This window comes from Enterococcus sp. AZ079, assembly GCF_050547255.1.
In the GTDB taxonomy this organism is placed as follows: domain Bacteria; phylum Bacillota; class Bacilli; order Lactobacillales; family Enterococcaceae; genus Enterococcus_D; species Enterococcus_D casseliflavus.
Genome location: NZ_CP172955.1, coordinates 1,629,306 through 1,654,979 on the forward strand (window position 1 = coordinate 1,629,306; position 25,674 = coordinate 1,654,979).

The 25,674-nt window shown below is 43.0% G+C and carries 26 protein-coding genes; 22 read left to right on the forward strand and 4 right to left on the reverse strand.

The genetic code is table 11. The features are described 5' to 3' along the window. Positions 1–55 precede the first annotated feature (55 nt). The gene (locus IGJ15_RS07840) at positions 56–733 is read left to right on the forward strand and encodes a carbonic anhydrase family protein (protein ID WP_074535795.1); all 678 of its coding nucleotides are present in this window, start codon (positions 56–58) and stop codon (positions 731–733) included. Positions 734–935: 202 nt separating this feature from the next. Here the strand turns inward: IGJ15_RS07840 and IGJ15_RS07845 are convergent, their stop codons facing one another. Beyond that, positions 936–1,823, reverse strand: a complete 888-nt coding sequence (locus IGJ15_RS07845) for an IS3 family transposase (RefSeq protein WP_317756472.1) — start codon at positions 1,821–1,823, stop codon at positions 936–938. Further along, positions 1,781–2,347 (reverse strand): transposase, encoded by a 567-nt coding sequence (locus tag IGJ15_RS07850; protein ID WP_430599436.1) that lies wholly within the window; start codon positions 2,345–2,347, stop codon positions 1,781–1,783. Before IGJ15_RS07850 ends, IGJ15_RS07845 begins: the two co-directional genes overlap by 43 nt. A 239-nt stretch (positions 2,348–2,586) precedes the next feature. Between IGJ15_RS07850 and IGJ15_RS07855 the strand changes: the two genes are divergently transcribed. After that, positions 2,587–3,489, forward strand: coding sequence for an AraC family transcriptional regulator (locus IGJ15_RS07855; protein ID WP_142968441.1), 903 nt, complete (start codon positions 2,587–2,589; stop codon positions 3,487–3,489). Between the two features lie 14 nt (positions 3,490–3,503). Continuing rightward, a complete protein-coding gene (locus tag IGJ15_RS07860) occupies positions 3,504–3,992 on the forward strand; it encodes a pyridoxamine 5'-phosphate oxidase family protein (RefSeq protein WP_142968440.1) in 489 nt (162 codons plus the stop codon). A gap of 254 nt (positions 3,993–4,246) precedes the next feature. Here IGJ15_RS07860 and efbA read toward each other — a convergent pair whose 3' ends face one another. Together efbA and IGJ15_RS07870 are read right to left on the reverse strand one after the other, a co-directional pair. Further along, positions 4,247–5,947: a fibronectin-binding protein EfbA gene (gene efbA / locus IGJ15_RS07865; protein WP_156236187.1), complete on the reverse strand. Its 1,701-nt coding sequence runs from the start codon at positions 5,945–5,947 to the stop codon at positions 4,247–4,249. A gap of 108 nt (positions 5,948–6,055) precedes the next feature. Continuing rightward, positions 6,056–6,454, reverse strand: a complete 399-nt coding sequence (locus tag IGJ15_RS07870; RefSeq protein ID WP_010748365.1) for a DUF1622 domain-containing protein — start codon at positions 6,452–6,454, stop codon at positions 6,056–6,058. A gap of 126 nt (positions 6,455–6,580) precedes the next feature. On the opposite strand from IGJ15_RS07870, the gene IGJ15_RS07875 reads away from it, so the two are divergent. The 19 genes from IGJ15_RS07875 to IGJ15_RS07965 all read left to right on the forward strand — a co-directional run bounded on the left by IGJ15_RS07875 (position 6,581) and on the right by IGJ15_RS07965 (position 25,548). Beyond that, the gene (locus IGJ15_RS07875; protein ID WP_142968438.1) at positions 6,581–7,159 is read left to right on the forward strand and encodes a hypothetical protein; all 579 of its coding nucleotides are present in this window, start codon (positions 6,581–6,583) and stop codon (positions 7,157–7,159) included. Positions 7,160–7,533: 374 nt separating this feature from the next. Beyond that, the gene (trpX, locus tag IGJ15_RS07880) at positions 7,534–8,586 is read left to right on the forward strand and encodes a tryptophan ABC transporter substrate-binding protein (protein WP_010748363.1); all 1,053 of its coding nucleotides are present in this window, start codon (positions 7,534–7,536) and stop codon (positions 8,584–8,586) included. 78 nt (positions 8,587–8,664) lie between these two features. Then, on the forward strand, positions 8,665–9,549 hold the full coding sequence (locus tag IGJ15_RS07885) for an ABC transporter permease (RefSeq protein ID WP_010748362.1): 885 nt from the start codon (positions 8,665–8,667) through the stop codon (positions 9,547–9,549). Continuing rightward, positions 9,549–10,307 (forward strand): ABC transporter ATP-binding protein, encoded by a 759-nt coding sequence (locus IGJ15_RS07890; RefSeq protein WP_005226102.1) that lies wholly within the window; start codon positions 9,549–9,551, stop codon positions 10,305–10,307. Before IGJ15_RS07885 ends, IGJ15_RS07890 begins: the two co-directional genes overlap by 1 nt. A 413-nt stretch (positions 10,308–10,720) precedes the next feature. Continuing rightward, positions 10,721–11,590, forward strand: a complete 870-nt coding sequence (locus IGJ15_RS07895) for a shikimate dehydrogenase (RefSeq protein ID WP_430599437.1) — start codon at positions 10,721–10,723, stop codon at positions 11,588–11,590. Positions 11,591–11,629: 39 nt separating this feature from the next. Beyond that, on the forward strand, positions 11,630–12,655 hold the full coding sequence (gene aroF / locus IGJ15_RS07900; RefSeq protein ID WP_005226100.1) for a 3-deoxy-7-phosphoheptulonate synthase: 1,026 nt from the start codon (positions 11,630–11,632) through the stop codon (positions 12,653–12,655). Positions 12,656–12,691: 36 nt separating this feature from the next. Continuing rightward, positions 12,692–13,747, forward strand: coding sequence for a 3-dehydroquinate synthase (aroB, locus tag IGJ15_RS07905; RefSeq protein WP_015509713.1), 1,056 nt, complete (start codon positions 12,692–12,694; stop codon positions 13,745–13,747). 19 nt (positions 13,748–13,766) lie between these two features. Then, positions 13,767–14,933, forward strand: a complete 1,167-nt coding sequence (gene aroC, locus IGJ15_RS07910) for a chorismate synthase (protein ID WP_077453377.1) — start codon at positions 13,767–13,769, stop codon at positions 14,931–14,933. 44 nt (positions 14,934–14,977) lie between these two features. Further along, a complete protein-coding gene (locus IGJ15_RS07915; RefSeq protein WP_430599438.1) occupies positions 14,978–16,060 on the forward strand; it encodes a prephenate dehydrogenase in 1,083 nt (360 codons plus the stop codon). Between the two features lie 9 nt (positions 16,061–16,069). Then, complete coding sequence (gene aroA / locus IGJ15_RS07920; RefSeq protein WP_086295405.1) at positions 16,070–17,359, forward strand: 3-phosphoshikimate 1-carboxyvinyltransferase; 1,290 nt, start codon at positions 16,070–16,072, stop codon at positions 17,357–17,359. Further along, a complete protein-coding gene (locus IGJ15_RS07925) occupies positions 17,356–17,862 on the forward strand; it encodes a shikimate kinase (RefSeq protein ID WP_008379901.1) in 507 nt (168 codons plus the stop codon). Before aroA ends, IGJ15_RS07925 begins: the two co-directional genes overlap by 4 nt. A 1-nt stretch (position 17,863) precedes the next feature. Further along, entirely contained in the window at positions 17,864–18,745 is an 882-nt protein-coding gene (pheA, locus tag IGJ15_RS07930; RefSeq protein WP_086295403.1) for a prephenate dehydratase, read from the forward strand. Continuing rightward, on the forward strand, positions 18,720–19,190 hold the full coding sequence (locus IGJ15_RS07935) for a GNAT family N-acetyltransferase (protein WP_086295401.1): 471 nt from the start codon (positions 18,720–18,722) through the stop codon (positions 19,188–19,190). The genes pheA and IGJ15_RS07935 overlap by 26 nt, the downstream gene beginning before the upstream one ends. Before the next feature lie 116 nt (positions 19,191–19,306). Continuing rightward, positions 19,307–20,581: an LCP family protein gene (locus IGJ15_RS07940; protein ID WP_086295399.1), complete on the forward strand. Its 1,275-nt coding sequence runs from the start codon at positions 19,307–19,309 to the stop codon at positions 20,579–20,581. 93 nt (positions 20,582–20,674) lie between these two features. Then, positions 20,675–21,523: a DegV family protein gene (locus tag IGJ15_RS07945; protein ID WP_005235946.1), complete on the forward strand. Its 849-nt coding sequence runs from the start codon at positions 20,675–20,677 to the stop codon at positions 21,521–21,523. A gap of 177 nt (positions 21,524–21,700) precedes the next feature. Next, positions 21,701–22,243 carry a GNAT family N-acetyltransferase gene (locus IGJ15_RS07950; protein ID WP_194192792.1) on the forward strand — a complete coding sequence of 181 codons (543 nt, stop codon included), beginning with the start codon at positions 21,701–21,703 and terminating at the stop codon, positions 22,241–22,243. Continuing rightward, positions 22,236–22,493: a TfoX/Sxy family DNA transformation protein gene (locus tag IGJ15_RS07955; protein ID WP_430599439.1), complete on the forward strand. Its 258-nt coding sequence runs from the start codon at positions 22,236–22,238 to the stop codon at positions 22,491–22,493. The genes IGJ15_RS07950 and IGJ15_RS07955 overlap by 8 nt, the downstream gene beginning before the upstream one ends. 289 nt (positions 22,494–22,782) lie before the next feature. Then, entirely contained in the window at positions 22,783–23,262 is a 480-nt protein-coding gene (locus IGJ15_RS07960) for a DUF6530 family protein (protein ID WP_005235941.1), read from the forward strand. An 18-nt stretch (positions 23,263–23,280) separates the two neighbouring features. Further along, positions 23,281–25,548 (forward strand): AAA family ATPase, encoded by a 2,268-nt coding sequence (locus IGJ15_RS07965; RefSeq protein ID WP_430599440.1) that lies wholly within the window; start codon positions 23,281–23,283, stop codon positions 25,546–25,548. Positions 25,549–25,674: the final 126 nt, after the last annotated feature.

Sequence of the window (25,674 nt, forward strand, 5' to 3'; positions counted from 1 at the left end):
GGGCTATACCTTGCTGTCAACTTGAATTAGGAGGCTGTTTTTTTTGAAAAGAAATATGGACGTTCCCTGGAGTTATTCTGGAGACAATGGACCTGAACATTGGCACACTTTGTGCGACTGGTATGCACAAGGTGCCGAATTTCCTTACCAATCCCCAATCGCTTTAGTCCACGATGAGACCGAAGAACCCATCGATCAGGACTTGGCTTTTCACTATAAACGAGAGCGGTTCACGGAAAAAGAATTCAAAAATACGATTCACTTCGTTCCTTATAACAAAGAAAGCTATGTCACATTTAAAGGGATCAACTACTATTTGACGGATATTCATTTTCACATGCCGTCTGAACACATTATCGATGACGAGCAGCAAGAGTTAGAGTTTCACCTCGTTCATATGAATGAGGACGGAGAAAACTTGGTGGTGGGTATCTTATTCAAACTGACGGATAAACTCAACTGGATCTGCAATCAGCAAGACGACAGCATCTGGGACTTTGAGAACCATACCCAATGGTTTGATCCGAGCATGTTCTTGCCAGAGCGCACTCATCATTTTCATTATGTGGGTTCCTTGACGACCCCGCCAACGAAAGGGCCAATCAACTGGTTTGTCTTTGACTGGATTGGTGAGATGAGTCGTCGCTTCATTTTAGAATTCCGCGAAGAAGTATTAGAAAATAATAATCGCCCATTACAAGACCGCAAAGATCGGCCTATTTATTTCTATTGATTTATAAAAATGGTCCCTTTTGCGTAGTTTTTCTCGGACTTCTCTTCTGATTATCCTATAAAACCCGACGTAGTGGGAACCTTCTAACAATACAATCGTTTAAAAACGAACGAAAAAAAGACGAAAATTGTAGTGACCCCAAAAAGTTAGACTTTTATGGAGTGGAGAAATCCACTCCTTTTTTGTACGATAAAATTAACAGTTAGACAGCTGTTTTTACAGCTTCTCGAAACTGAACCGGACTTCGCCAATTTAATTTCTTTTTGATGCGTTTATGGTTGTAATAATAGATATATTGGTCAATTTTTGTTTTCAATTCATCTAAACTCCGATAGACTTCTCCATGAAAAATCTCTTGCTTTAATAAACCAAAGAAGTTTTCCATAGGTGAGTTATCTAAACAATTCCCTTTACGAGACATACTCTGGAAGATTTTATGCTGCTTCAATTTATTCTTATAAGCATTCATTTGATAGGCCCATCCTTGATCTGAATGGAAGGTTCTACGAAATGGACAATCATTTGTCATCTGGATTGCTTCTTCTAATCCTTCCATTATGGCTAGTGCGTTTGGTTTTTCAGAAATCCGATAAGATAGAATTTCACTATTGTAGAAATCCATGAAAGGATCTAAATACAGCTTTTTCTGACGAACGACACCTGTGGTGTCTACTTCATAATACTTAAACTCTGTGGTATCAGTTGTAATTTTTTGGTGACAGATATTTGTATAAAACCGACGATGAATACGATTTTTGGCGACAGTGCCAACCTTCCCACGATAAGAATTGTACCGTCGAGATTTTCGAGTGTAAGACTTTACTTCGATACCTAGTTTTTTTATCAGACGTTGAATCTTCTTTTTATTGACATGAATCCCTTGATTCTCTAATTCTTTTTTTAGTCGCAGACAGCCATAATCTTTATGCTCTTTGCGAATTTCAAGCATTTTTTCTTCAATTTCTTGGTCTGGGTTTGGTCTGTCAAACCGTTTCTGCCAATACATATAGGTTGCTTTAGGAAATTTCAATGTTTCAAGAAGCTCAACTAGTTTGAATGATCCTCGGAGGCTGGCGATGATTCGTGCGATTGATTCTTGCGTCTTTGCTGGGCTTCCTGTTTTCGCAGCTTCCTCAACTCTTTTAAAAAGGCATTCTCAATTTGAAGGGATCGGACTTGCTTTTCTAATGCCTTGATACGCTCGCGTTCTTCAGTTGTTGTATTTTCTTTTTTGTTTTCTTTTTTTCTAGTCAAAGTAAGTGGTCGCCCTTTCTCTTTTGAGAGCCCCTCAATACCTGCTTCTCTGAAATTACGCATCCAATTGGCAATAAGCGCAGGGTTGTTCATTTCTAAAGTGCTAGCAACTTTTCGATAGGACATCTCACTTGTTTGATATAACTCTAGCGCATTTAACTTAAATTGAACAGAATATTTCTGATTTTGATGTTTTCTCAATAGACCTTCCTCTCCGTATTCACGATAGGCATTCACCCAATTACTTACTTGAGACTTGCTTGAAATACCGTATTTGTTGGCAAGATACCGATATCCGCCCACGCCACTAAGATATTCTTTAACGATTTTTAGTTTTAATTCAAAAGGATATTTTGCCATACAAATAACGACCCCCAAAAGTTAGATTTTCTGGTCTAACTTTTGGGGGTCGCTTCAAATCCTCGTCTTTTTTTATTTTCATAGCCATCGAGCACAAAGGCTATGCTAAACTAATCAATAAGCAGGTTCTAAGCATTCGTTTTCCTGTGAAATAAAACACAATTAAATCAATTGAAAAAGAGCAGACACGGTAAAGCTTTTTTAGCGAATTATTTTATAGTAAAAGAAAGGAAATTCATATGCATGCATGGGAGGCAATCCAAAAATCAATCGATTATATTGAAGACAATCTTACCGAGCCATTAGAGATCGATACGTTGGCGCAAGTTGCATCATTGTCCGTTTTTTATTATCAGCGCTTATTCACTCGTTTGGTTAAAATTTCTGTTAGGGAATATATAAAACTGCGTCGTTTGGCAAGAGGTGCGCTTTTATTGAAAAACCAAAAGAAGCGAGTCATTGATGTCGCTTTTGAAGTCGGCTTTAGCAGTCATGCCGTTTTTTCAAGAACGTTTAAAACGGTCTATAGAATTTCACCCTCACTTTATCAGAAAAAGCCCATTGGCTTACAAAACTTTGATAAGCCAGATCTTTCATTAGGCTATATTGTGACGGAAGAGGGTATCCCATTGATCAGTGAAGGGGTTGTTTTAGAAATCCAGAAAAAAAGCAATCCGCATCCGCTGGTCTTCTATGGGATCGTCGGTTACTACCCATTCAACTATGGGAAAATGCTAGGGCAACGAACAGGGATCGACCCGATTGAAGAAATTTGGCATGAATTTCTTCAAAAGATTGCCCATCAACCGGGAAAAGCCAACTACCAGATCGGTGTTTCGTTTCCAGGAGATGCGCCAGAAGGCTATTCGAGTTACTTTGTTGGCCAAGTAGGTGATGACTCACAGGGATCGACCTTCAGTGAATGGACGCTACCGGCTCGGGATTACGTTGTTTGCAGTTTTGATACGATTTCAGAGCAACTGATCATCAATATGGGGAAAGCGATGCGCTATACCCGTTTCTGGTTAAAGAAGAATGGGTGGATTGCTGAGGATTTTTTCCCTGAGCTTTATCAAAAAAAAGAAAATCAGGTCGTTCATGTTGAATTATGGATTCCTTTTAAAAAAAGAAGTGAGATGTAAGGAGGAACAGTACAATGACTCAGTTTGAAGAAGGAGTAAAGCTACTTGAAGAAAAATTCGGACATTTTAAAGACAATGTGATCGCCCTTGCCACGACTGCTTGTAACGAGAATGACAAGGGAGGAACACAGCCAGTCGTCCGAGAAGTAGATGCTTTTTATGAAGACGGCGTTTTTTACGTGTCAACTCATGAGCAATCAAACAAAATGAAGCAAATCAGTAAGAATTCAGCAGTTGCGATTGCTGTCAGTGGTGAATGGTTTACTGCGATCGGTCAAGGAGAGAATTTAGGGTGGGTGCTAGACCCTAAAAATGCAGAATTAAGAAGCAAAATTCGCAAAGCCTTTGTCTGGTACGACGAAGTTAACAATGAGGATGATAAAGGCTGTTGTTTTCTAGCGATCCGTTTGACCAAAGGAACGTTGAATATCAATCACTGGGAAAAGCTGTATCATTTTGATTTTGAGAAGAAAGTCACTATGGAGGATGGCGGGATTTATTAGCCAGCAGAACCTATTGGCTGCAGGAGATTTTCATTTGCCATTCTAGCGGATCTAGCAGATACGTCGATGGCTGAATTCTGAGAAGGCTTGCCTTTTGTGGTTCAAGCTAAGGAAAATTGTTGCTGAAAGAGCAGTAGATAGAACGAAAAAGCATAAAAACCGATCACAAGCGCGTGTAGCTTCGCTGCGCTTTTGTGGTCGGTTCTTTGATTGATTACTTTATGATTTTTTGATCCGAATAGACTTAGGAACAGCTAGGACTGTTTTAATCTCAAAATTCCCTCATCAGGTGTCACAAAAAGTGTTTTTTGATTCTCATAAATGACGAATCCAGGCTTGGCACCATTCGGTTTCCGAATATGTTTGACTTGCACGTAGTCCACTGGTACTTGGGCAGATTGACGATATTTTGAGAAATATGCGGCAAGCTCTGCAGCTTCCATTAAGGTTGTCTCACTAGGATCATCCGAACGAATGATGACATGAGAGCCAGGAATATTTTTGGTATGCAGCCAGATATCACTCTTACGAGCTGTTTTTAAGGTCAGTTGGTCATTTTGTAAATTGTTTTTTCCGACGAAAATTTCAGTTCCGTCTGAAGAAAGAAATCGTTCTGGTTGCGAAGGAGCAGCTTTTTTACGCTGTTTCGCCCGATTTTTGACATAGCCTTGTGCGATCAGTTCTTCCCGAATAACCGCCAGATCCATGGGAGAGGCAATTTCTAATTGGGCTAACACGGATTCGAGATACGCGATTTCTTCTTTCGTTTCGGCAATCTGCTGATGGATCAGTTTGACTGCATTTTTTAATTTCTGGTAACGTTGAAAATATTTCTGAGCATTTTGATTGGGAGAAAGAGCAGGATCGAGTTTGATCGTCAAAAGCCGATTCTCATCATAGTAATTTTCCAAATCAACTGATGCAGCACCACGGGGGACTTGATTCATAAAGGTCGTCAAAAGCTCACCTTTTTGACGGAATTCTTCGGCGTTTTCTGAATCGATCAACGTTTGTTGGCGTTTCTTTAACTTCAATTGGTTCCGTTTCAGTTCATTCTCAATCTTCTTTAGTAATTCGCCACCTTGTTGTTTGACCCGATCTCTTTCCGCCTTGTCGTGATAAAACGCATCTAAAAGCTCGCTCAGACTCTGATAATGGGTGACAGTGGTGGTCGCATCGATTAATGATGGATAGGGAATTGGTGTAAAATATTCCTTTTTCTCTGACTGGAGATAACTTGGTGCTAGCTCCTGGGTAAGCTCTGTAAAGAAAGCTTCCCACTGACGCAGTTTTTCATTGGGATTGGCATTGATTCGAGCGATCAATTCTTCTGCTGTATCGCGGCCTAAGCCTTGGAATCGTTGTTGAAGTTCTTTTGCCGTCAATGGATCAAGAGTAGATAATTCTTCAAAAATCTTGGTGCGAGAGGCTGTGAAAGGATTAAGCGTCGATTGCTTTGGTGGTGCAACATAGACAGCACCTGGCAATAAGGTACGATACGTATTTTGTGAATGACCAATGTGTTTGATCGTATCGACGATTTTTCCGCTCGTCTTATTCATTAATAAAATCGTACTGTGACGGCCCATTAGTTCGACGATCAAGACGAGGGCTTGCAAATCACCTAATTCATCTCGTCGCGTGAAATGAAAATGGATCACACGGTCATTGTCGATTTGTTCGATTGATTCTAAGATCGCCCCTTCTAAATATTTCCGTAGCATCATCAAGAAATTCGGTGGGGTTTCTGGATTGCTATAGGCGATCGTTGTGCATTGTACACGAGCATAGGTGGGGTGTGCGGATAGCAAAAGTTTGTGATTTTTCCCTTGGGAACGAATCACAAATACGACCTCATTTTCATAAGGTTGATGAATTTTGTTTACACGTCCACTGGTTAATTGATTTTGTAATTCTTGGACCATTAAATGGGTAAAGACACCATCAAAAGACATATTGTTTCCCTCTTTTCTTTTAAGAATAGTTTGACTGAGGGATTGATCCTTCCAATGTCAAATATTCCTATCTATTATACCGAAGAATCCAAAGAAAAGCCATGGCAGCTAGCTTTCCTTTTTCTTGGTAGGTTGGTGATCGGTGGTTTGCAGTGCACGCTCGATTTCCTTATTCAAGAAATAAGAGATGACTGTCCGAATAATAACGACGGCAGCTAGACGTACGATGTCTTCGAAAGTAGGGTGGATGATCGTCTCAATAATATCTGCTGCAATCAAGATCTCCAGACCTAATAAGACATAGCTCCCTAAATAATTGCGGATAAAATTATTCTCTCTGGCTGCCACCAATCGATCCTTTTCTGTTAATTCGTAGCGCACAAAGTCAATGCCTGCGATCAATACACCCCAAACGATGACAAAAATGGAGAGAAAGTTCAAACAGACAACGATGAAATCGAAGATGGGATTGGCTCCAGACATCAATGAATCAGCTAGATTATGCATAATGACTCCTTTACCGTTTTCTTTTATCTTACCGAATTATCGAAGAAATGTGAAGTTTCTTGACGTTCTAGGAGGGAATTGATAGTATGAATTAATAGTAGGATTTTTAAAAAAGGTGGGCAAATTATGGAACAAGTTAGGAACTTTGTTCATTACACGAAAGAAAAAATAGTTGAAAGCTGGCAAGCTTTTTTAGATGATCTTTATCGAGATCAGAAAAAAACGATTTTCACGCTGATCGGGGGAATTCTTTTCGCACTGGTCTTCGCAGGTTTGATCGTCTTTTCTCAAAATAGTATCAATGCTTCTTTAGTGGATCGGATCGCTTTTGACAAGCTGCCGTCAGAAAAAGTACAGCCATTGCCTTATCTGACTGCAGACAAGACGATTCGTGAAACACGAGCGATCTCAGTGATGTTTAGTAAGCCCAACGGACCTCAACTCGATCAAGTATTTGATCTGATCCAAGCGCAAGAAGATGAGCTGAATCGGACATTTTTTTATTATCCAATCGTCTATGATGCGGCTTTTTTCTCCAATGAATACAGCGTTGATCCTGATAAAGTGACGTTTATTTTTTATGAAGAAGGGATTGAGAAAAATCGCTTTACCTTTGATTCATTTGAGCAGCCAACGACGGAATTCATCCCAGAATTGAATCGTTTACCGATGTGGACGATTCGTTCTTCGGCCAATGATCGATAAAAAAATCTGACAATTTGACAGAAAATTGTTGACGTTTTTTTATCAATAAGCTAAACTGAATTCAATCAAGAAAGAAAACAAGTTGAGAAGGAGGAACAATCATGAAACTATTTATTCCATTGCAAGTGAAATCATGGCAAAACTGGCGTAGATAGTTGTATTGATGGGACCTCATTCCATAGATACAACTTTTTAGAGAACCTTCTAAAGTGCTGTATCTATGCTGGTAGTTGAATTTATCGCCGCATAGGACAAGCTTCTATGCGGCTTTTGCTTACTTGCAATTGCCGTCACATAGGCAGTTGCTTTTTTTGTTCTCAAAAACCATAAAATGAAAAACACGAAAAACGTAAGCAGAAAAAGGAGAATGAAAAATGAAAAACAAGGGATTAATTGCATCGGTTGCCGTTATTTTATTATTTTTAGGAGCGACATTTGTCTATCAGTTAGGAATGAGAAGTGGGACCAATCAAGCTAGTGAGACTTCGGAACCAGTAGAAAAAGCTGAAAAAACAGTCGGGATCCTACAATTTGTCAGTCATGAAGCACTGGATGCGATCACCGAGGGGATCAAAGAAGGCCTTAAAGAATCAGGCTATACCGAAGGGGACAACTTGACGATCGAATTCCAGAACGGTCAAGCGGATCAAAGCAAATTGGCAACGATGAGTCAGCAGCTGCTAAATAAAGATGCCGACGTTTTGGTTGGGGTAGCAACACCCGCAGCACAAGCGTTGGCGAATGTCACTCAGGATGTACCGATCGTTTTAGGAGCGGTCACTGATCCAGTTGGGGCAAATCTGGTGGCAGATATGGATCAACCCGGCGGCAATATCACTGGTGTTTCCGATAAAGCACCAGTTGCTGCACAAATCAAACTAGCAAAAGATTTGCTGCCAGAGGCAAAAACAGTCGGTATTTTGTATTCTTCGACCGAAGACAATTCGAAATACCAAGTGGCAGAAGCAGAAGCTGCTGCCGAAGAAAATGGCTTGACCAGCAAATCGTATGCCGTTCCTTCAAGTAATGAAATTGCGCAAATGGTCCAAGTGATGGCACGGGAAGTCGATTTTATCTATATTCCGTTAGACAATACGATCGCAAATGCTATGCAGACCGTAGTTCAAGAAGCCAATAAATCAAAAACACCAATCATTACTTCCGTAGACACGATGGTGGAACAAGGCGGTTTGGCAACGGTCGGACAAGATCAATTTACGATAGGCGTGGAAACTGGGAAGATGGTGGCAGCAATTCTTGATGGGACAGCAGAACCTGCGACAACACCGATCTATACATTCAGCGATGGCGAAACGATCATCAATGAAACTCAGGCGCAGTTATTGGGCATCACTATCCCAGAAAACCTCAAAGACGAGGCGAAACTGATTACAACGACGCCAGAAAGCGAAGCAAGTGACGAGTAACAACCAAGAACAGCGACCACCTGCGATCATCGAGAGGGTCTTGAAAGAGAAAACTTGTAAGAATATGGAGGAAGAATGATGATTGTTTCAGCAATAGGGCAAGGACTACTTTGGGGAATCCTGGGATTAGGGATTTTTATGACCTATCGAATTTTAAATTTCCCGGATATGACGACGGAAGGGTCCTTTCCGTTAGGCGGTGCTGTCTGTGTGACAGCGATCACCCATGGGGTGTCGCCCGTCTTAGCGACTTGTTTAGGAGTATTGGCTGGGATGTGTGCGGGCTGTGTGACAGGACTTCTTTATACAAAAGGCAAAATTCCCGTGATTTTAGCTGGAATCTTGGTGATGTCTTCATTGAACTCGGTCATGCTGTTTGTGATGCGCTCACCCAACCTCTCTTTATTAAACCAACCGAAAATTCAAGATTTTTTTACTAGAATGAATTTACCGAATTATTATGATACGGTGATCATTGGATTGATCATGGTCTTGTTGATCGGGGGCGTCTTGGTTTACTTTTTCCATACAAATTTGGGTCAAGCTTACATCGCTACAGGTGATAATGAGCATATGGCAAAATCGATGGGGATCAATACCGATCGAATGAAAATCATTGGATTGATCGTCTCCAATGGCGTGATCGCACTCTCAGGCGCATTGATTGCGCAAAATGACGGCTATGCCGACATAAGCAAAGGTATCGGTGTGATCGTTATCGGACTGGCGTCAATCATCATTGGTGAAGTGTTATACGGGGAACTGACCTTGCTGGAACGTTTGATCGCTATTGTGATTGGCAGCATTATTTACCAATTATTGATCCTATTTGTGATCAAAGCTGGATTTGATACGACCTACTTGAAGATCTTCTCTGCAATCGTCTTGACGATCTGCTTGTTGATCCCTCAATTTAAACAAGCCTTGCATCTACGCACTGGTTTTGAAACGGAGGACGAATAATGTTAGCCTTAAAAAAAGCCTTTAAAGTTGTCGGCAACGGACCAAATGAGAAAAAAGTACTCTTGAATAAAATCGATCTTTCTTTAAAGCCAGGAGAATTTGTCACGGTCGTTGGAGGAAACGGCGCCGGCAAAAGCACGTTATTCAACTGCATCTCAGGCACCATGCCCTTGACGAGTGGGCAAGTGATGATCGATGATCAAAATGTGACTACACTTTCGGAAGAAAAACGCGCACGCTTTTTGGCGCGGGTTTTCCAAGATCCGAAAATGGGCACTGCTCCCCGTATGACAGTGGCAGAAAATCTGCTGTTAGCCCAAAAAAGAGGGCAAAAACGGTCACTTGGTCTTCGACAACTCCAAGGACAAAGGGAAATGTTCTTTGCACTTTGTAAAGAAATCGGCAACGGGTTGGAAAATCATTTGGATACGCCAACGGGCAGTTTATCTGGTGGTCAACGACAGGCACTAAGTTTATTGATGGCAACGATCCAAACTCCAAAACTGTTGTTGCTAGATGAACATACGGCTGCGTTAGATCCAAAGACCTCCAAACAGCTGATGCAAATCACTGCAAAACGCGTGGAAGAACAAAACCTGACCTGTCTAATGATCACCCATCGGATGGAAGATGCATTAAAATACGGAGACCGCTTGATCCTGCTCAGAAAAGGGGAGATCGTCAAAGATCTTTCAGCAGAGGAAAAAGCGCAATTAAGCTTACCTGAACTATTATTGTTCTTTGAGGATGACTTATAAACCCTTGATAGAACAGTGTTTTCAAAAAAAACAATCAAATAAATGAAAAAAATAAGAAAAAATCATTGACATCTTTCAAAGTTAAACCTATACTTAGGTCAATCTTACATCAGTTTGGAGCGAACGACTATGCAAAAATTATTGCTAACGAACCCCACACAACTGAATAAATATTACTTTAGCTATTTTAGATAGGTTTGTATTCATGAAGGCATGGGTACAAACGCTAAGTTTGTATCTATGATGGCTAGAGCATTTCGTAATGAATTCGCAGCCACGTAGATCGTAAAATCTATAGTGGCTATTTTTTATATTCACATATCGGCTCTGTCGTTATGTAATGTTTGAAGGTGTTCACTGTAGATTCTTAAATTTACGGTGGACATCTTTTTTTGTTGAAAGGAATGAACCAGATGAAACAAATGATAACCGGACACACACGGTTGGCGGCACTATTTGCCAAACCAGCCAAACACAGCATCTCTCCAGCGATGCACAATCTTTCTTTTGAAGAACAAGGGATCGACGCCGTGTATCTGGCCTTTGATGTTGAGCCGGATGATTTAGCCGCTAGTATCCAAAGCATCCGTCAGTTGGACCTCTTAGGTGTCAATTTATCGATGCCTCATAAAATGGCGGCTGTAGCGCTGATGGATGAATGTTCACCAGCAGCCGAGTTGATCGGCGCAATCAATACGATCGTCAATCAAGAAGGACGCTTGATTGGGCACAATACAGACGGCATCGGCTTTATGCGAGCTCTTGAGGACATTCAAGTATCCATCCTTGGCGACACCATGACGGTGATTGGAGCTGGTGGAGCGGCGACAGCGATCAGTAGCCAAGCCGCACTAGACGGCGTCAAAACGATCCATGTCTTTAACCGCAAGGATGAGTTTTATCCAATCATCCAAGAAAAATTAACACAGATTGCACAAAAAACAGCTTGTGAAATTACCTTAACCGACTTAGAAGATCAGATGGCTTTAAAAACAGCCATCGATCAAAGCAGCTTATTGGTAAATGCCACGGGCGTGGGAATGAAACCAAATGATACCGAAAGTCCTCTGAAAGATAAAACACTCCTGCGGGAATCATTAGCTGTCTATGATGTCATCTATAATCCAAGAGAAACGCAGCTTTTGAAAGATGCGAAAGCAGTCGGCGCCAAAACTGCAAACGGCTTAAGCATGCTACTCTATCAAGGTGCAGCCGCATTTGAACTTTGGACTGGCAAAGCGATGCCTGTTGAAAAAGTCAAAGCACTCATCGAATCCATGTAAAAAATAAAAAACAGAAAAAAACGAAAGTAGGAAGAAAAAATGATCGTAATTATGAAACCAGGCGCTACGCCAGAACAAGTTGAAGTTGTTGTAACAAGAATCAAAAAAGAAGGCTTAGATGTTCAAGTCAACCAAGGAAAAGAACAGGTCGTTATCGGCTTAAAAGGGGATACCCGCCGCATCCAAGATGTTGCTTTTCGCAGCTACGAGGGTGTCGAAGATGCCATTCGGATCTCAAACACCTACAAATTGACCTCTCGTGAGTTCCATCCGCAAGATACGGTTGTGGATGTAGATGGCGTGAAAATCGGTGACGGCAACTTTGTTACGATGGCTGGTCCATGTTCGATTGAAGGCTTAGACCAAATTCGTGAATGTGCCCGAATCGCTAAAGCTGGTGGTGCACAAATCTTACGTGGTGGTGCCTTCAAACCACGCACGTCGCCATACGCATTCCAAGGGCTGGAAGAAGAAGGGCTAAAATACATTCGTCAAGCAGCGGATGAAACGGGCATGAAAGTCATCACAGAAGTCATGGACGAAGGACATATCGATATGGTTGCGGAATACAGTGACATTTTGCAGATTGGTGCTCGGAACATGCAAAACTTCAAATTGCTAGCTGCCGTTGGGAAAACTGGGAAACCAATTGGCCTTAAACGAGGCATCTCTGGCACGATCGACGAATGGTTGAATGCAGCGGAATACATCGCCGTTCAAGATAAAAGTGAAGTGATTTTCATTGAACGTGGGATCCGAACTTACGAAACAGCAACCCGTAATACCTTTGATCTAAGTGCGGTACCAATCATCAAAAAACTGAGCCACTTCCCAATCATCGTTGATCCTAGTCATGGAACAGGTATCTGGGATCTCGTACCGCCTATGGCTAGAGCGGGTGTTGCTGCTGGCGCCGATGGGATGATCGTTGAGATCCATCCAGATCCAGCCAATGCTTGGTCTGATGGTCCTCAATCACTTAATGAAAAAACGTACATGAACATGATGAAAGAAGTCCATATCATGGAAAAAGCGATGAAAGAAATCAAAGCGTTGCAAGACTAAGCGTCAAGACAACCAATAAAAGAGGTGCAAAAATCAATGTTACACATTCATTTAGAAGAACATTCCTATGATATCCTCATCAAACGAGGGGCGTTTCAAAAAGTCGGAACCTGGGTGCAACAGTTGTGGGACAAACAGCGTATTGCCGTCATTACAGACAGCAACGTCGCACCCCTGTATGGCGGACAAATCGTCGATTCCTTAACCGCTGCAGGGTTTGAGGCAACACTGTTAGTCGTACCAGCTGGCGAAAAAAGCAAATCACTAGAGCAAGCAGCTAATTTATATGATGGTCTTGCCCAACTCGGAATGACCAGAAGCGATGGGATCATTGCCCTTGGTGGCGGTGTGATTGGTGATCTTGGAGGATTTGTTGCTTCTACTTATATGCGCGGCATTGATTTCTTGCAGATTCCAACGACGTTATTGGCACAGGTCGATTCAAGTATCGGCGGAAAAACAGCTGTAAATACTGGCAGTGCCAAGAATCTCGTCGGGACATTTGCACAACCAGCCGGTGTGATGATCGATCCAGATTTACTTACAAGTTTGCCCCTCAAACGCGTCCAAGAAGGCATTGCTGAAATCATCAAGTCAGCCGCTATTGCAGATCCTGAGCTTTGGCAAACGTTAGCAGGTTTGAAAGATGAAGTCGATCTTTTGGCACATGCTGAGAAAGTAATCACTGCTTCTTTAAAGGTAAAACAAAAAGTAGTAGAAGAAGATCCTTTTGATCATGGCAGTCGTCTGACACTGAACTTCGGTCATACGATCGGGCATGGCTTAGAAAGAACAGCCGCGTTTGACACCAGTCATGGCGAAGGGGTTGCAATGGGGATGATCATGATCACCCGTCATGCAGAAGCCATCGGATTAACACCAAAAGGTACGACCCAGCAGCTTACAGAAATGGTTGAGAAGTTTCATTTGCCGATCACACCAAGTGAAATAGATAAAGAGCAATTATACCAAGCAATCACTCATGATAAAAAAGCCCGCGGGCAACAATTGAAGATTATTCTATTAGAAGCGATCGGACAGGCGAAAATCGTGACGATCCCGACTGAAAAAATCAAAGACTACCTATTATAAGAAAGGAAGGTAACGGATCATGCGTTATATTACAGCAGGCGAATCACATGGACCAGAGTTGACCGCCATTATCGAAGGTTTACCGGCAGGATTGCCATTAACAGCAGAAGACATTAATTTTGAATTAGCGAGACGACAAACCGGCTATGGCCGTGGGGGACGGATGCTGATTGAAAAAGACCAAGTCCGTATCACTTCGGGTATCCGTCATGGAAAAACACTAGGCTCTCCTGTGACTTTAGTGGTTGAGAACAAAGATTGGAAAAACTGGACCAAGGTCATGGCGATCGAAGAGGTACCAGAAAAAGACCGCAAACTAAGACGAGTGGCACGACCAAGACCTGGTCATGCTGACTTAGTCGGCGGCATGAAATACCATCATCAAGATTTACGAAACGTCTTGGAACGTTCATCTGCCCGGGAAACGACTATGCGGGTAGCCATCGGAGCAATCGCGAAGAAAATTTTAAAGGAGCTTGGCATCGATGTGGCAGGTCATGTAACAATGTTAGGCGGCATCAAAGCGGAAATTCCTGAAGGGTTGACCGTCAAAGAAATCGCAGAACGCTCTGAAGCTTCAGAAGTAAGGGTGTTAGATCCGTCAGTCGAAGAAGAAATCAAGCAGCTGATCGATCAAACGAAGAAAAATGGCGATACGATCGGCGGTGTAGTGGAAGTACTTGTTGGCGGCGTTCCTGCTGGTTTAGGTAGTTACGTGCAATGGGACAAAAAACTTGATGCGAAAATCGCCCAAGCCGTGGTCAGCATCAATGCCTTTAAAGGTGCTGAGTTCGGCGTTGGCTTTGAGGCTGGTGTTTTGCCAGGTTCCAAAGTCATGGATGAGATTTTATGGGACGAACAACGAGGCTATACCCGTCGCAGCAACAACCTTGGCGGGTTTGAAGGCGGCATGACGAACGGTGAACCAATCGTGGTTCGTGGTGTTATGAAGCCGATCCCGACCTTGTACAAGCCGTTGCAAAGTGTGGATATCGACAGCAAAGAACCGTATAAAGCAAGCGTCGAACGCTCAGATAGCACCGCTGTACCAGCAGCCAGTGTTGTTTGTGAGAGTGTGGTGGCGACAGTGGTGGCCAATGAACTATTAGAAAAGTTCCCAAGTGATTCATTCGAAGAATTGACTGCATCTGTTCAGGCGTATCGAGAATACTTGTTAACCTACTGATTAAAGAACCAGCAAAAATTCCAGTAGAAATGAGGATTCTTTTCATGAACCAAAATATCTTTGTCGCCGGTCTAGGATTGATCGGCGCTTCCTTAGCAAAATGTATCAAAAAGGCACATCCGCAAGTGCATTTGATGGGCTGGGATTGTCAGGAAACCAATGAGATCGCATTAGCGACAAGTTTAGTAGACGAAGTGCCCCCTTCATTTTCAGAAGGTGCTGTCCGTGCCGACGTGATTTTGTTGGCATTGCCGGTAGAGATCACCAAAAAATATCTTGCCGAACTGGGGACACTTTCATTAAAGTCTTCGGTGCTAGTAACAGACACCGGCAGTACCAAAGCGGAAATCACCCAATTCGCCGAGTCCTTTTCCTTTGATTTTATTGGGGGCCATCCGATGGCTGGCTCTCATAAATCAGGGATCACAGCAGCCGATGAGAACCTTTTCGAGAATGCTTACTATATCTTCACACCGACGAAAAGTCAGCGGATGGAAGAGCTGCAAGAGCTTTTTCGCGGCACTAGAGCCAAATATGTGGCGCTTGCGCCAAAAGAGCATGATCAAATCACAGGGATGTTGAGCCATTTGCCCCATATTATTGCTTCTGGATTAGTCAATCAGGCAGACGCTTTCAACCAAGCCCACCCCAGAGCGCAACAACTTGCAGCAGGCGGTTTTCGCGATATCACTCGCATCGCTTCTTCAGATCCTCGCATGTGGACCGATATCTTATTGAGTAATCGACAGGAACTGCTGCAGCTGATCGATGAGTGGCAAAAACAAATGACGACCATGGCTCACTGGTTGCAAGAAAAAGACGAACGGGCGATCTTTCGGTTCTTTGAATCCGCGAAGGAAACACGGGATCAATTGCCGGTTCATCAAAATGGCGCGATCCCGGCATTTTATGATCTATTCATCGATGTACCGGATCATCCTGGTGTTGTCGCTGAAGTGACGGGGCTATTGAGCGAACATCAGCTCTCTTTGATCAACTTAAAAATTCTTGAAACTCGAGAAGACATCATTGGTGTTTTACAGATTTCATTTAAAACGCAAAATGATTTGCTGCAAGCAGAGCAGCTGATCCAAAACAAGACGACCTATTCGTGTCGAAAAAAATAGGAGGCTGGGATGAAACTAAAAAAAGCAACACATTTAAAAGGGACGATAGCGGTCCCTGCTGACAAATCGATCTCGCATCGCAGTATCATGTTCGGGGCGTTAGCTGAAGGAACAACGACTGTCCGAAATTTCTTACGTGGAGAAGACTGCTATAGCACCCTTCATGCATTTCAATCATTAGGGGTTCCGATCCATGATGACGGTCAGACGATCACGATTGAAGGACAGGGCTTCAATGGCCTTAAGCCTGCCCACGAACCAATCGATATCGGTAATTCTGGTACAACGATTCGTCTAATGATGGGGATTTTGGCTGGACAGCCATTTACAACTACCTTATTCGGTGATGACTCATTGAATAGACGACCAATGAATCGCGTGATGCTGCCATTAAGAGAAATGGGTGCCAATGTGAGAGGGCATGAGCAGACGGAGTTCCCACCGATCACCGTTAATGGTACTGCTTCTTTACAGCCCATCAATTATCAGATGCCCGTAGCAAGTGCCCAAGTAAAATCGGCGCTGATTTTTGCGGCATTGCAAGCACAAGGTACCTCGACGATTATTGAAAAAGAGGCGAGCCGTAACCATACTGAAGAAATGATCCGTCAATTCGGTGGCGTCATCACAACACAAGGCAAAACGATCACTGTGACGGGACCTCAAACACTCCAAGGACAAGAAGTAATTGTTCCTGGTGATATTTCCTCCGCTGCTTTTTTCCTAACAGCCGGCGCGATTATGCCAGAAAGTGAGATCGTTTTAAAAAATGTCGGGATCAACCCCACTCGTACAGGAATTCTTGACGTGCTAGAGGAGATGGGTGCTTCGATTGCTTGTTCCAATCAAGACGATCAGAATCAATCAGCTGACCTTACCGTTCGAAGTTCTACCTTGCAGGCAGTAACCATCGCTGGCGATATTATCCCACGCTTGATCGATGAATTGCCGATCATTGCGTTGTTAGCCACGCAGGCTCATGGCAAAACGGTGATCAAAGATGCGGAAGAACTGAAAGTAAAAGAAACCAACCGAATTGATGCAACTGCCGAAGAGTTGACAAAACTTGGGGCGGACATCACTCCCACCGAGGACGGGTTGATCATCAACGGTCCAACCCCTTTGCATGGCGGACGTGTGTCAAGTCGGGGGGACCATCGCATCGGCATGATGCTGCAAATTGCCGCCTTATTGACAGATGAAGAGGTAGAATTAGAAAAAGCCGAAGCCGTAGCAGTTTCTTATCCTGATTTTTTTGAGGATGTCGCACGTTTGGCTAAAGGAGGAAACAGCGAGTGAAAAAAGTGATATTAATTGGATTTATGGGTGCTGGAAAAACCACGATTGGTCGTCTTTTGGCTGAAGAAACGAAACAGTCTCATGTGGATTTTGATGACTTGATCGTTGCTGAGATCGGCATGACCATTCAAGAATTTTTCGACCAACACGGTGAGGAAGCCTTTCGCAAAATCGAAACGGATATTTTAGCTAAAACTTTGGCAAAGGAACAAATTATTTCCACTGGTGGGGGCATCGTATTAAAAGAAGAAAATCGTCAACTTTTAAAAGAGATGCCGCTCGTCGTGTATTTAAAAACAGATCCCGAGGAGCTGATTCATCGCTTAAAGGCGGATAATGGCAGCATTCGTCCCTTAGTCGTCTCAAAATCACCAGAAGAAATATTGGCTGTTTACCGTCCTCGGATCCCTCTTTATGAAGAAACTGCTTCATTGATCGTTGAAACGACGAACAAAGCACCAGAAGAAATCGTACAGGAAATTTTGATCAAAGCGGGTGCATAAAATGAAGATTGGTTATTTAGGACCGAAAAGTTCCTTTACGCATTTAGCTGCGCAAGAAGCTTATCCGGAAAATACCTGTATCCCCTATGGATCGATTCCGCTTTGTATTCAAGCGCTAGCTAACGGCGTGATCGATCGCGCGGTCGTTCCGAACGAGAACTCATTAGAAGGATCTGTTCATGCCACGATTGATACGCTCTTTCGTCAAAATCAGTTGAGCATCGAACAGGAAGTTATTTTACCGATCAATCATCAATTGTTAGTTTCTCAGCAATCAGCAAAAGACAACCGTCCCATCACTAAGATAATTTCTCATCCGCAAGCCTTAGCGCAATGTGCCGACTTCATCGAAGCCCGATTTGCTGGAGCTACTGTTGAGGCGGTTGCTTCCACAACGACTGCAGCAGCCTACGTAGCAAAACATCCAGAAGAAGCAGTTGCGGCGATTGCTTCCAAAGAAGCGGCATTGGCCTATCAATTAACGATCAAAAAAACCAATATTCAAGATGTTGCCTTTAATCAAACCCGTTTTTGGGTTTTGACGAAGAAAGCAGCAAACACCCAATTACCAGAGCAGACTGCTGAGAAAGCAACGATTTTTGTGACGCTCCCAGCAAATCGACCGGGGATCTTGCACAAAATCTTAGCAACCTTTGGCTGGCGAGAAATTGATTTAAGCAAAATTGAATCGCGGCCTTCAAAAACCACCTTAGGGGAATACTTTTTCGTGATCGATCTGGTGATGGACAAGCCGTGGCAACTGATTGTAAATGCCTTTGAAGAGATTCAGTTGTTGGGTGGTCAAGTCCATCTTCTCGGCGTGTATTCCGTAAATGTTGTTGAGGAAGTGACAAAAAATGACTCAAGTCAAAATAAAATTTAGCCATGATGAAACCCTTTTAGCAACGTTTCATAAAGAGATCCAAACACAGCACCATCAATGGTACCCAACGATTTTTAAGCCCTTTGATCAGTCAAGATTTGAACAAGCAATCACACAGCAGCTGCAAGAGCCAAGCCACCACTTTTTTATCGCTTGGTTGGCGGACCAGCCTTGTGGCTTTGTGCATCTTCAAGAGGTCTGTTTGCCACAAAATGCGATGATGCATGAACGAAAGTGGCTGGAAATTGCAGCGATCGCTGTTGACCCTCGGTACCAAGGGATGCATATTGGAAAACAATTGTTGGTATTTGCTGAAAATGTTGCGCTGGAAAAAGGCTTCGATGATCTCTCACTAAACTTTTGGTCGGCAAACCAAGTGAAATCATTTTATGAGCAAGCAGGATTTGTGAGCTTACGACAAGGTGCATCAAAGCATCTAAGGTAAAATATGAAGAAATTTCCTAGAAAAAGGTTAAAATTTCAGAAAATAGCTTTCTTTCTATAAGGTCTAGGGTATCCTTATAGACAGAGAGCTATTTTTTAGTTGGAGGATCAGAAGCAATGAGCAGGATGGAAAAAAATAAAAAACTGCATGAACGGCTAGAAAAGGAATCCAGTCAGGCAGCCAAAGAAAGTATCTTTGCCCGTCGAGAAGCCAAAAGAAGAAACCAGCGCGTCAGACCGAGTGATTCTACTTCTTCTGCTGATGAGCGAGTAGGAGACATTCCTTATCAAAACACCGAGCATCCTAGGGCAAGCGACTCTCGTGCGGCTCAAAGTTCTCGAGAACAGTCACAAGTAGGAGCAATAAAATCTGAGGGACGAAAAAGCGCGATCCCTCCGCTATCTGCTCAGAGGCCTGCGATGCATCAAAGCCAGGAACAAAGCAAACAAAAACCGTCAAAGCTTAAGAAGACCAAGCAACCCAAACAAAAGAAAAAGCGGAAGCACCCAGTTCTGCGTATTGTGGTTCGGGTACTATTGGTGCTTTTTGCCTATTCATTGATTGCGTTTCTTGTCGGTCAGCAAGTCGCAAGAAGTGACGCTGCTTTTGCTACGACTGATGAAGAGTCCTTTAATGGTACGGCCGCTGCAAATGGTGCTCGGAATATATTGCTCATTGGTAGTGATAGTCGTGAAGGAGAAGCTGGACGAGCAGACACTATTATGGTTTTGCAATTAGATGGTCCCAGTAAGCAACCGAAGCTACTTTCCTTTATGCGGGATACTTTAGTTACGATTCCCGGTTATGGCGAAAACAAGATCAATGCGGCTTATGCTTTTGGTGGTGCTGATTTGGTTAGACAAACGTTAGCGGAGAACTTCGGGCTAGAAACCAACTATTATGCAAAAGTTGACTTTCGTTCCTTTGAAAAAGTGATCGACACATTGTTTCCCTCAGGCGTTGCTATCAACGCGGAAAAAGATATGAGTAAAAATCTTGAAGTTGCCATCAAGCAAGGGCAACAACAAATGAATGGGCTTGAGCTGTTGCAATACGCACGCTTTCGGATGGACGAAGAAGGTGACTTCGGTCGTGTAAGACGACAGCAGCAAGTAATGGATGCGATCTTTAGCGAAATGAAAAATCCTTTAGCTATTTTAAAATTGCCTTATGCAGCTGGAAAAGTCTTAGGCTATGCTTCCACCAACCTGCCAATGTCTTTCCTATTAAAAAATACCTTCTCGATTGCTCGAGGGGCGGGAGGAGTCGACAGCTTGACTGTCCCAGTCGCTGACTCTTGGCAATACGGTTCAAGTGCGAGTGCCGGAAGTGTGTTAGTCGTCAATCTTGAAACCAATCAACAAGCGATCAGGAATTTTCTTAATGAGTAAGCAGAATGAAAAGTTCTGAAAACCATTTGAAAGTAAGTAAATTTATGCTATATTATTAATGACGTTTGAAATTTGTTGAAACGAGGAAAAAGAATGAAATTAGCCGTTGTTACTGACAGTACAGCTTATCTGCCGGAACGGATCAAAAACCATGAAGATTTGTTTATCATACCGATTCCTGTTATTTTAGATGGAAAAGTCTACAATGAAGGTATCGACATTGAAGCTGATGAGTATTACGCTTTGCTGAAAAACAGCAAAGAATTCCCAACCACTTCTCAACCGGTATTAGGAGAAGTGTTAGCCTTATATGAGTCATTGAAAGATCGCGGTTACGACACGATCATTAGTATCCACTTATCAAGCGGGATCTCTGGATTTATCGGAACGCTTTATGGAATCACCGATGAAATCGAAGGCGTTCAAATCATTCCTTACGATTCGAAGATCACAAGTATGCCGATGGGCCACATGGTAGAAACCGCTCTTGATCTATCAAGTCAAGGCAAAACCGTAGAAGAGATCATTTCCCATCTGGACACTATCAGAGACAATACCTATGCCTATCTAATCGTGGACGACTTGAATAACTTGGTTCGCGGCGGTCGCTTAACCAATGGGGCAGCCTTGATTGGCGGATTATTAAAAATCAAACCGATCTTGACCTTTGATCAAGGTAAAATTGTGCTTTACGAGCGCATTCGTTCCAGTAAAAAAGCATTCAATCGCGCGGAGGATATCATTGGTCAACGGGAGCAAGAAATCGCATTGCCTGTTAAATTTTATGTAATCCACGCCAACAATTTAGAAGTAGCGAAAGAAGAAAAAGCGAAGCTACAAGCGAAATACCCAAATGCAGAAATTGAGATTGGTCACTTCGGACCAGTTATCGGCACGCATTTAGGAGAAAAAGCCATTGGGATCGCTATTTCAGCGCAATAATTATTATTTTTTCTATGTTCATTCACGCCTTTATCTTTTCAAGACATTGTATGTAAGAACCAATTAGACGTTTGTCTAGCTGGTTCTTTTTTCTGCTTTTTTGAGGTTCGCTTGTAAAAAATCACACAAACTCGTACAATAGGATCAAAATGAAGGACTGACAAAGGAGGAATTGCTATGAAGTGTTCCTTAAGAAGGTGGCAAATGAGCGATGCGCAAGATTTAGCCCATGCGTTAAATAATCAAACCATCCACGATTATTTACAAGATGGGTTGCCATTCCCCTATACGGTCGCAGATGCACAAGCCTATATTCGATCTGTGGAGGAAGCAGAATTTGCCTTTGCGATCACTGTGGATGACCGAGCAGTCGGCAGTATCCGTGCTGTTCGCAAAGAAAATATCCATTATAGAACGGCTGAGATTGGCTACTCTATTGCACAAGAGTATTGGGGAAAAGGCTTGATGACCCAAGCTGTTCAGCAACTATGTGACTATGTATTTACTACATCAACTATTGTTCGTATTTCTGCAGAATCTTTTGCGAAGAATCATTCCTCTTGTCGTGTATTGGAAAAGGCAGGTTTTACGTTAGAAGGCGTCTTGCGAAAGCATGCGGAGAAAAACCAGCAGCTGTTCGATATGAAGCTCTATGCGTTGATTCGTCAAGAGAAAGAGGGGCAGGATGACAACAATCAAAAAGGAGAAACCTATGAATGAACTGCAAAAGTTACCAAATGTAGGTCAGGTTTTAGCGGATCACCTGGTTCGTATCGGCATCAATACCTCTGAACAACTACGCACAAAAACGGCTGAAGAGGTTTTTCTAGCTATCCGCCAGCGATGCGATGCGGGCGCTTGCTTGCATATGTTCTACGGCATTGAAGGGGCGATCCAAGGCATTCCTAAAGCGCAGCTTACATATCAGAGAAAACAAGCGTTGCGCCTTTTTTTCAATCAATTGAGTTAGTGAAGTAATGCGTCATAAAAAAGCACTTTTTAAGAGCGTTTGTTTTTAGATGCTTCTTATCAAGTGCTTTTTTACGGCTTGTTTCCTCATTCAGCGAAGACACATTGGTCACATTGGTATTGGTTCCTGAAATCGCCGCAGTCATGGATAGAATCGTTTGCCACTGAAAATCAACTAGACATCTGTCCCTAGCTACTAGAAAAGACCTTTTGCTTGTTCCAAACCAGCTTCCTCATTATACTTACTCTATCTAGTAAATTACTAATTTACTAAACAAGGAGTGAGAATAATGAAAATACCAGAAAACTTGAAACATAAGCCCGTCATTAAAGTGGAAGACTATGATACTGTTGACGGAAAAAATGCATTACACACAGATGCAAAAGGCCTTTCCCTCGGATTAGCACAATGGAATGATCGCGGAAAAGTCGATATCTCAGGCAAGGTTTGGCGCCATACAGGTGAAAAATGGTCTCGTCAGTCAGAAGAACTACCCCTCACTAGAATCTTAGATTTAGCAATCTTAGTGGCGCAATCTAGTTTGTATTTTCAAGAGGCCTATCGCCATGAAAAGTTTTACGATCCTGAAAACCCGTTGATCGAGATCATTGGCTTACAAGGAAATCGAATGACCGTTGAAGTAGACACCGAAAATCCTAAAATCGATGAAGACATTTTGCTTTTTTATGATTCCTTGCAAAAAGATGGCGAGCTATACGGTGAACGCTTCAAAATCCTAAAGCGGCTTTTAGATGAGCTAGGTTATTAAGAAAAGGAGCAGATTGCCATGACACAACATCAACCGTCTTTTGTCGTAACGAAAGGACGCGCTTTTAGCAAATTAGAACAAACCATGATTTGGAAAAAACCACAAAGTCATCAGACCAGTGCCGAAGAACAGCGAATTGCTTCAGAGATCGCGTTGAATTGGACGGATCCAGAGATGAAGATCTTCAATGTGTTGCTGGAAGGCGATGCTGGGTCTGGTAAGACCCAGTTGGCAAAGGCACTTTCTGCTGACTTGCAACTGCCCTACACCAAAATCACCTGCTTTGCGGATATGGATAAGTCAGATGTATTTGGTGCTTTATTACCAGTGATCAACACCGACCAAGAAGAGGACAAGGACTTGCTGGATGCGATTTATCAAAGTGATTGTTTTGAAGATGTCTTAGGGTTGATCCAGCGGCATTTTTCCCTGACTCGTGAGCGGGCACGGGCGAAATTTGCGGAACTGATCGAACGGATCGAAACCAGTGATCAGCAACCGACGATTCAATACAAATTTTATCCCTCCGAAATCGTACGGGCGCTGGAAAAAGGCTACTTGCTTGAGATTCAAGAGCCAACGGTCATTCGTGATGCTTCGGTACTAGTGGCACTAAACTCGGCCCTTGAACAAAACGGGATGCTGAATATCCCGACTGGCTTTGTCCGACGACACCCTGACTGTGTGGTGATCATCACAACGAATCGGAATTACCAAGGCAACCGCCCCTTGAACGAATCCTTGCGAGATCGGATGCAGCATGCTGAAAAAATGGATTTACCTGAGCTAGCAGTCATGGTGCAGCGAGGCATTGCCAAAACCAATTATCCGGACAAAACGACTGCAGAGAAAATGGCTGAAATCATACGCTTACTAGACGTGACCGCCAAAGCCAACGCCATCAAAGGAGTGGCGGGCATGCGTTCCTATTTTTATTGGTTAAATGCAGTCAAACAAGGACAAGATCCCTTTACAGCAATTGATAGCAAAGTGCTCTACAAAATCACTACCGATCCAAATGAGCTTTCTCTGTTACAACAGGCGTTAGAAGCTTCAGGGTTATTGGCGCAATTGCGGCTTTTGTTTTCTGGACAACCGCTAAATGCCTTTAAAGAACAAATCAAAGGACGCAGAATCAGCAGCGAAGAGGCTGACCAACGCAATGTAGTGGAAGAAGGCACGCCCATCCTAAAAAATGAGCAAGTCCTTGAGACCGCCAATCAAGAAACTGAGGCGGGAACGATGGAAACCAGTGATTCTGACAAACAAGAAGCGAAAAGCGCAGCAACTGAGGCGACGTTTTCAGAAGAACTAGAACGCAATAGTCATGATGGCCAAGCAAAAGCTGGGAGTGAGACACAAGAGGCAACTCCTGCTTCTCATTCTTTGTCCATCGAAGCGTATGAAGCCCATGAGAAAGAAAAGAAAACCACGGCATCAAAGGCAGCACGACAAGCATTGAAAGAATCGATCCATGCCAAAGAAGGGCTGATCGTTCATCGACCACCCGTCGATTTAGAAAAAGCGACTGAAGCCCAACAGCGTTTGCAGCCGTTGCTGCCAATCGTAGAGTCATTGATCAAGCAAACCCAAGAAGTATTGGAAAACGAACAAGCTTCGGCATACAGTAGAGGTAAATACAGTGGTACACGCTTTGATGCCAGCAAGGTTGCGTATCAGGATTTTCGGACCTTTGACAAGAAGAATCCACCTCAAGAACAGCCTTCCTTAGCTCTTGCTTTGCGCATCGATGAATCAGGTTCGATGATTCGAGAAGATCGGATATTGTATGCCCAACAGACGGTCTTAGCGGTGAATGCTTTTGCCGAACGTTTATCTTTGCCATTGATGATCTATGGCGATACAGCGGACGTGACCGCTCGTGAAAAAACCTCGCTTTTTGCATACAAAGAATTCAATGAAGGCTTTGAATTTGTGCCAGAGAAACTCATGACAATGAAGCCTCGGCAAAATAACCGTGATGGAGCTGTCTTGCGCGTGCTAGCTGAAAAGCTCGCTCATCAGCCGGCAACCACTAAATTACTCTTGAATATCAGTGATGGCCAGCCAAAAGCTCTTCCTGATTATACAGGGGTAAAAGCCAAAGAAGATATTCAGCAGGTGATCGCTGACTATGAACGACAAGGGGTGCTGTTTCTTGCAGCTGCTATTGGGCAAGACAAAGAGGTGATCAAAGCGATTTATGGGGAAGAACGCTTTATTGATCTTTCCAATCTAACAGAATTTCCGCAGCGTTTGTTGCAGCTGCTGACAAGGTATTTGTAAACGTCGATAGCTAAAGGGAAAAGAGTGTGGGCTGTGTGCCGCACTCTTTTTTTGATTATAATTATATTATGTAAACAAGATGATGTTTGTCTAAATTTGGAAAGTTCTGTAAAATAGACGCCAAAA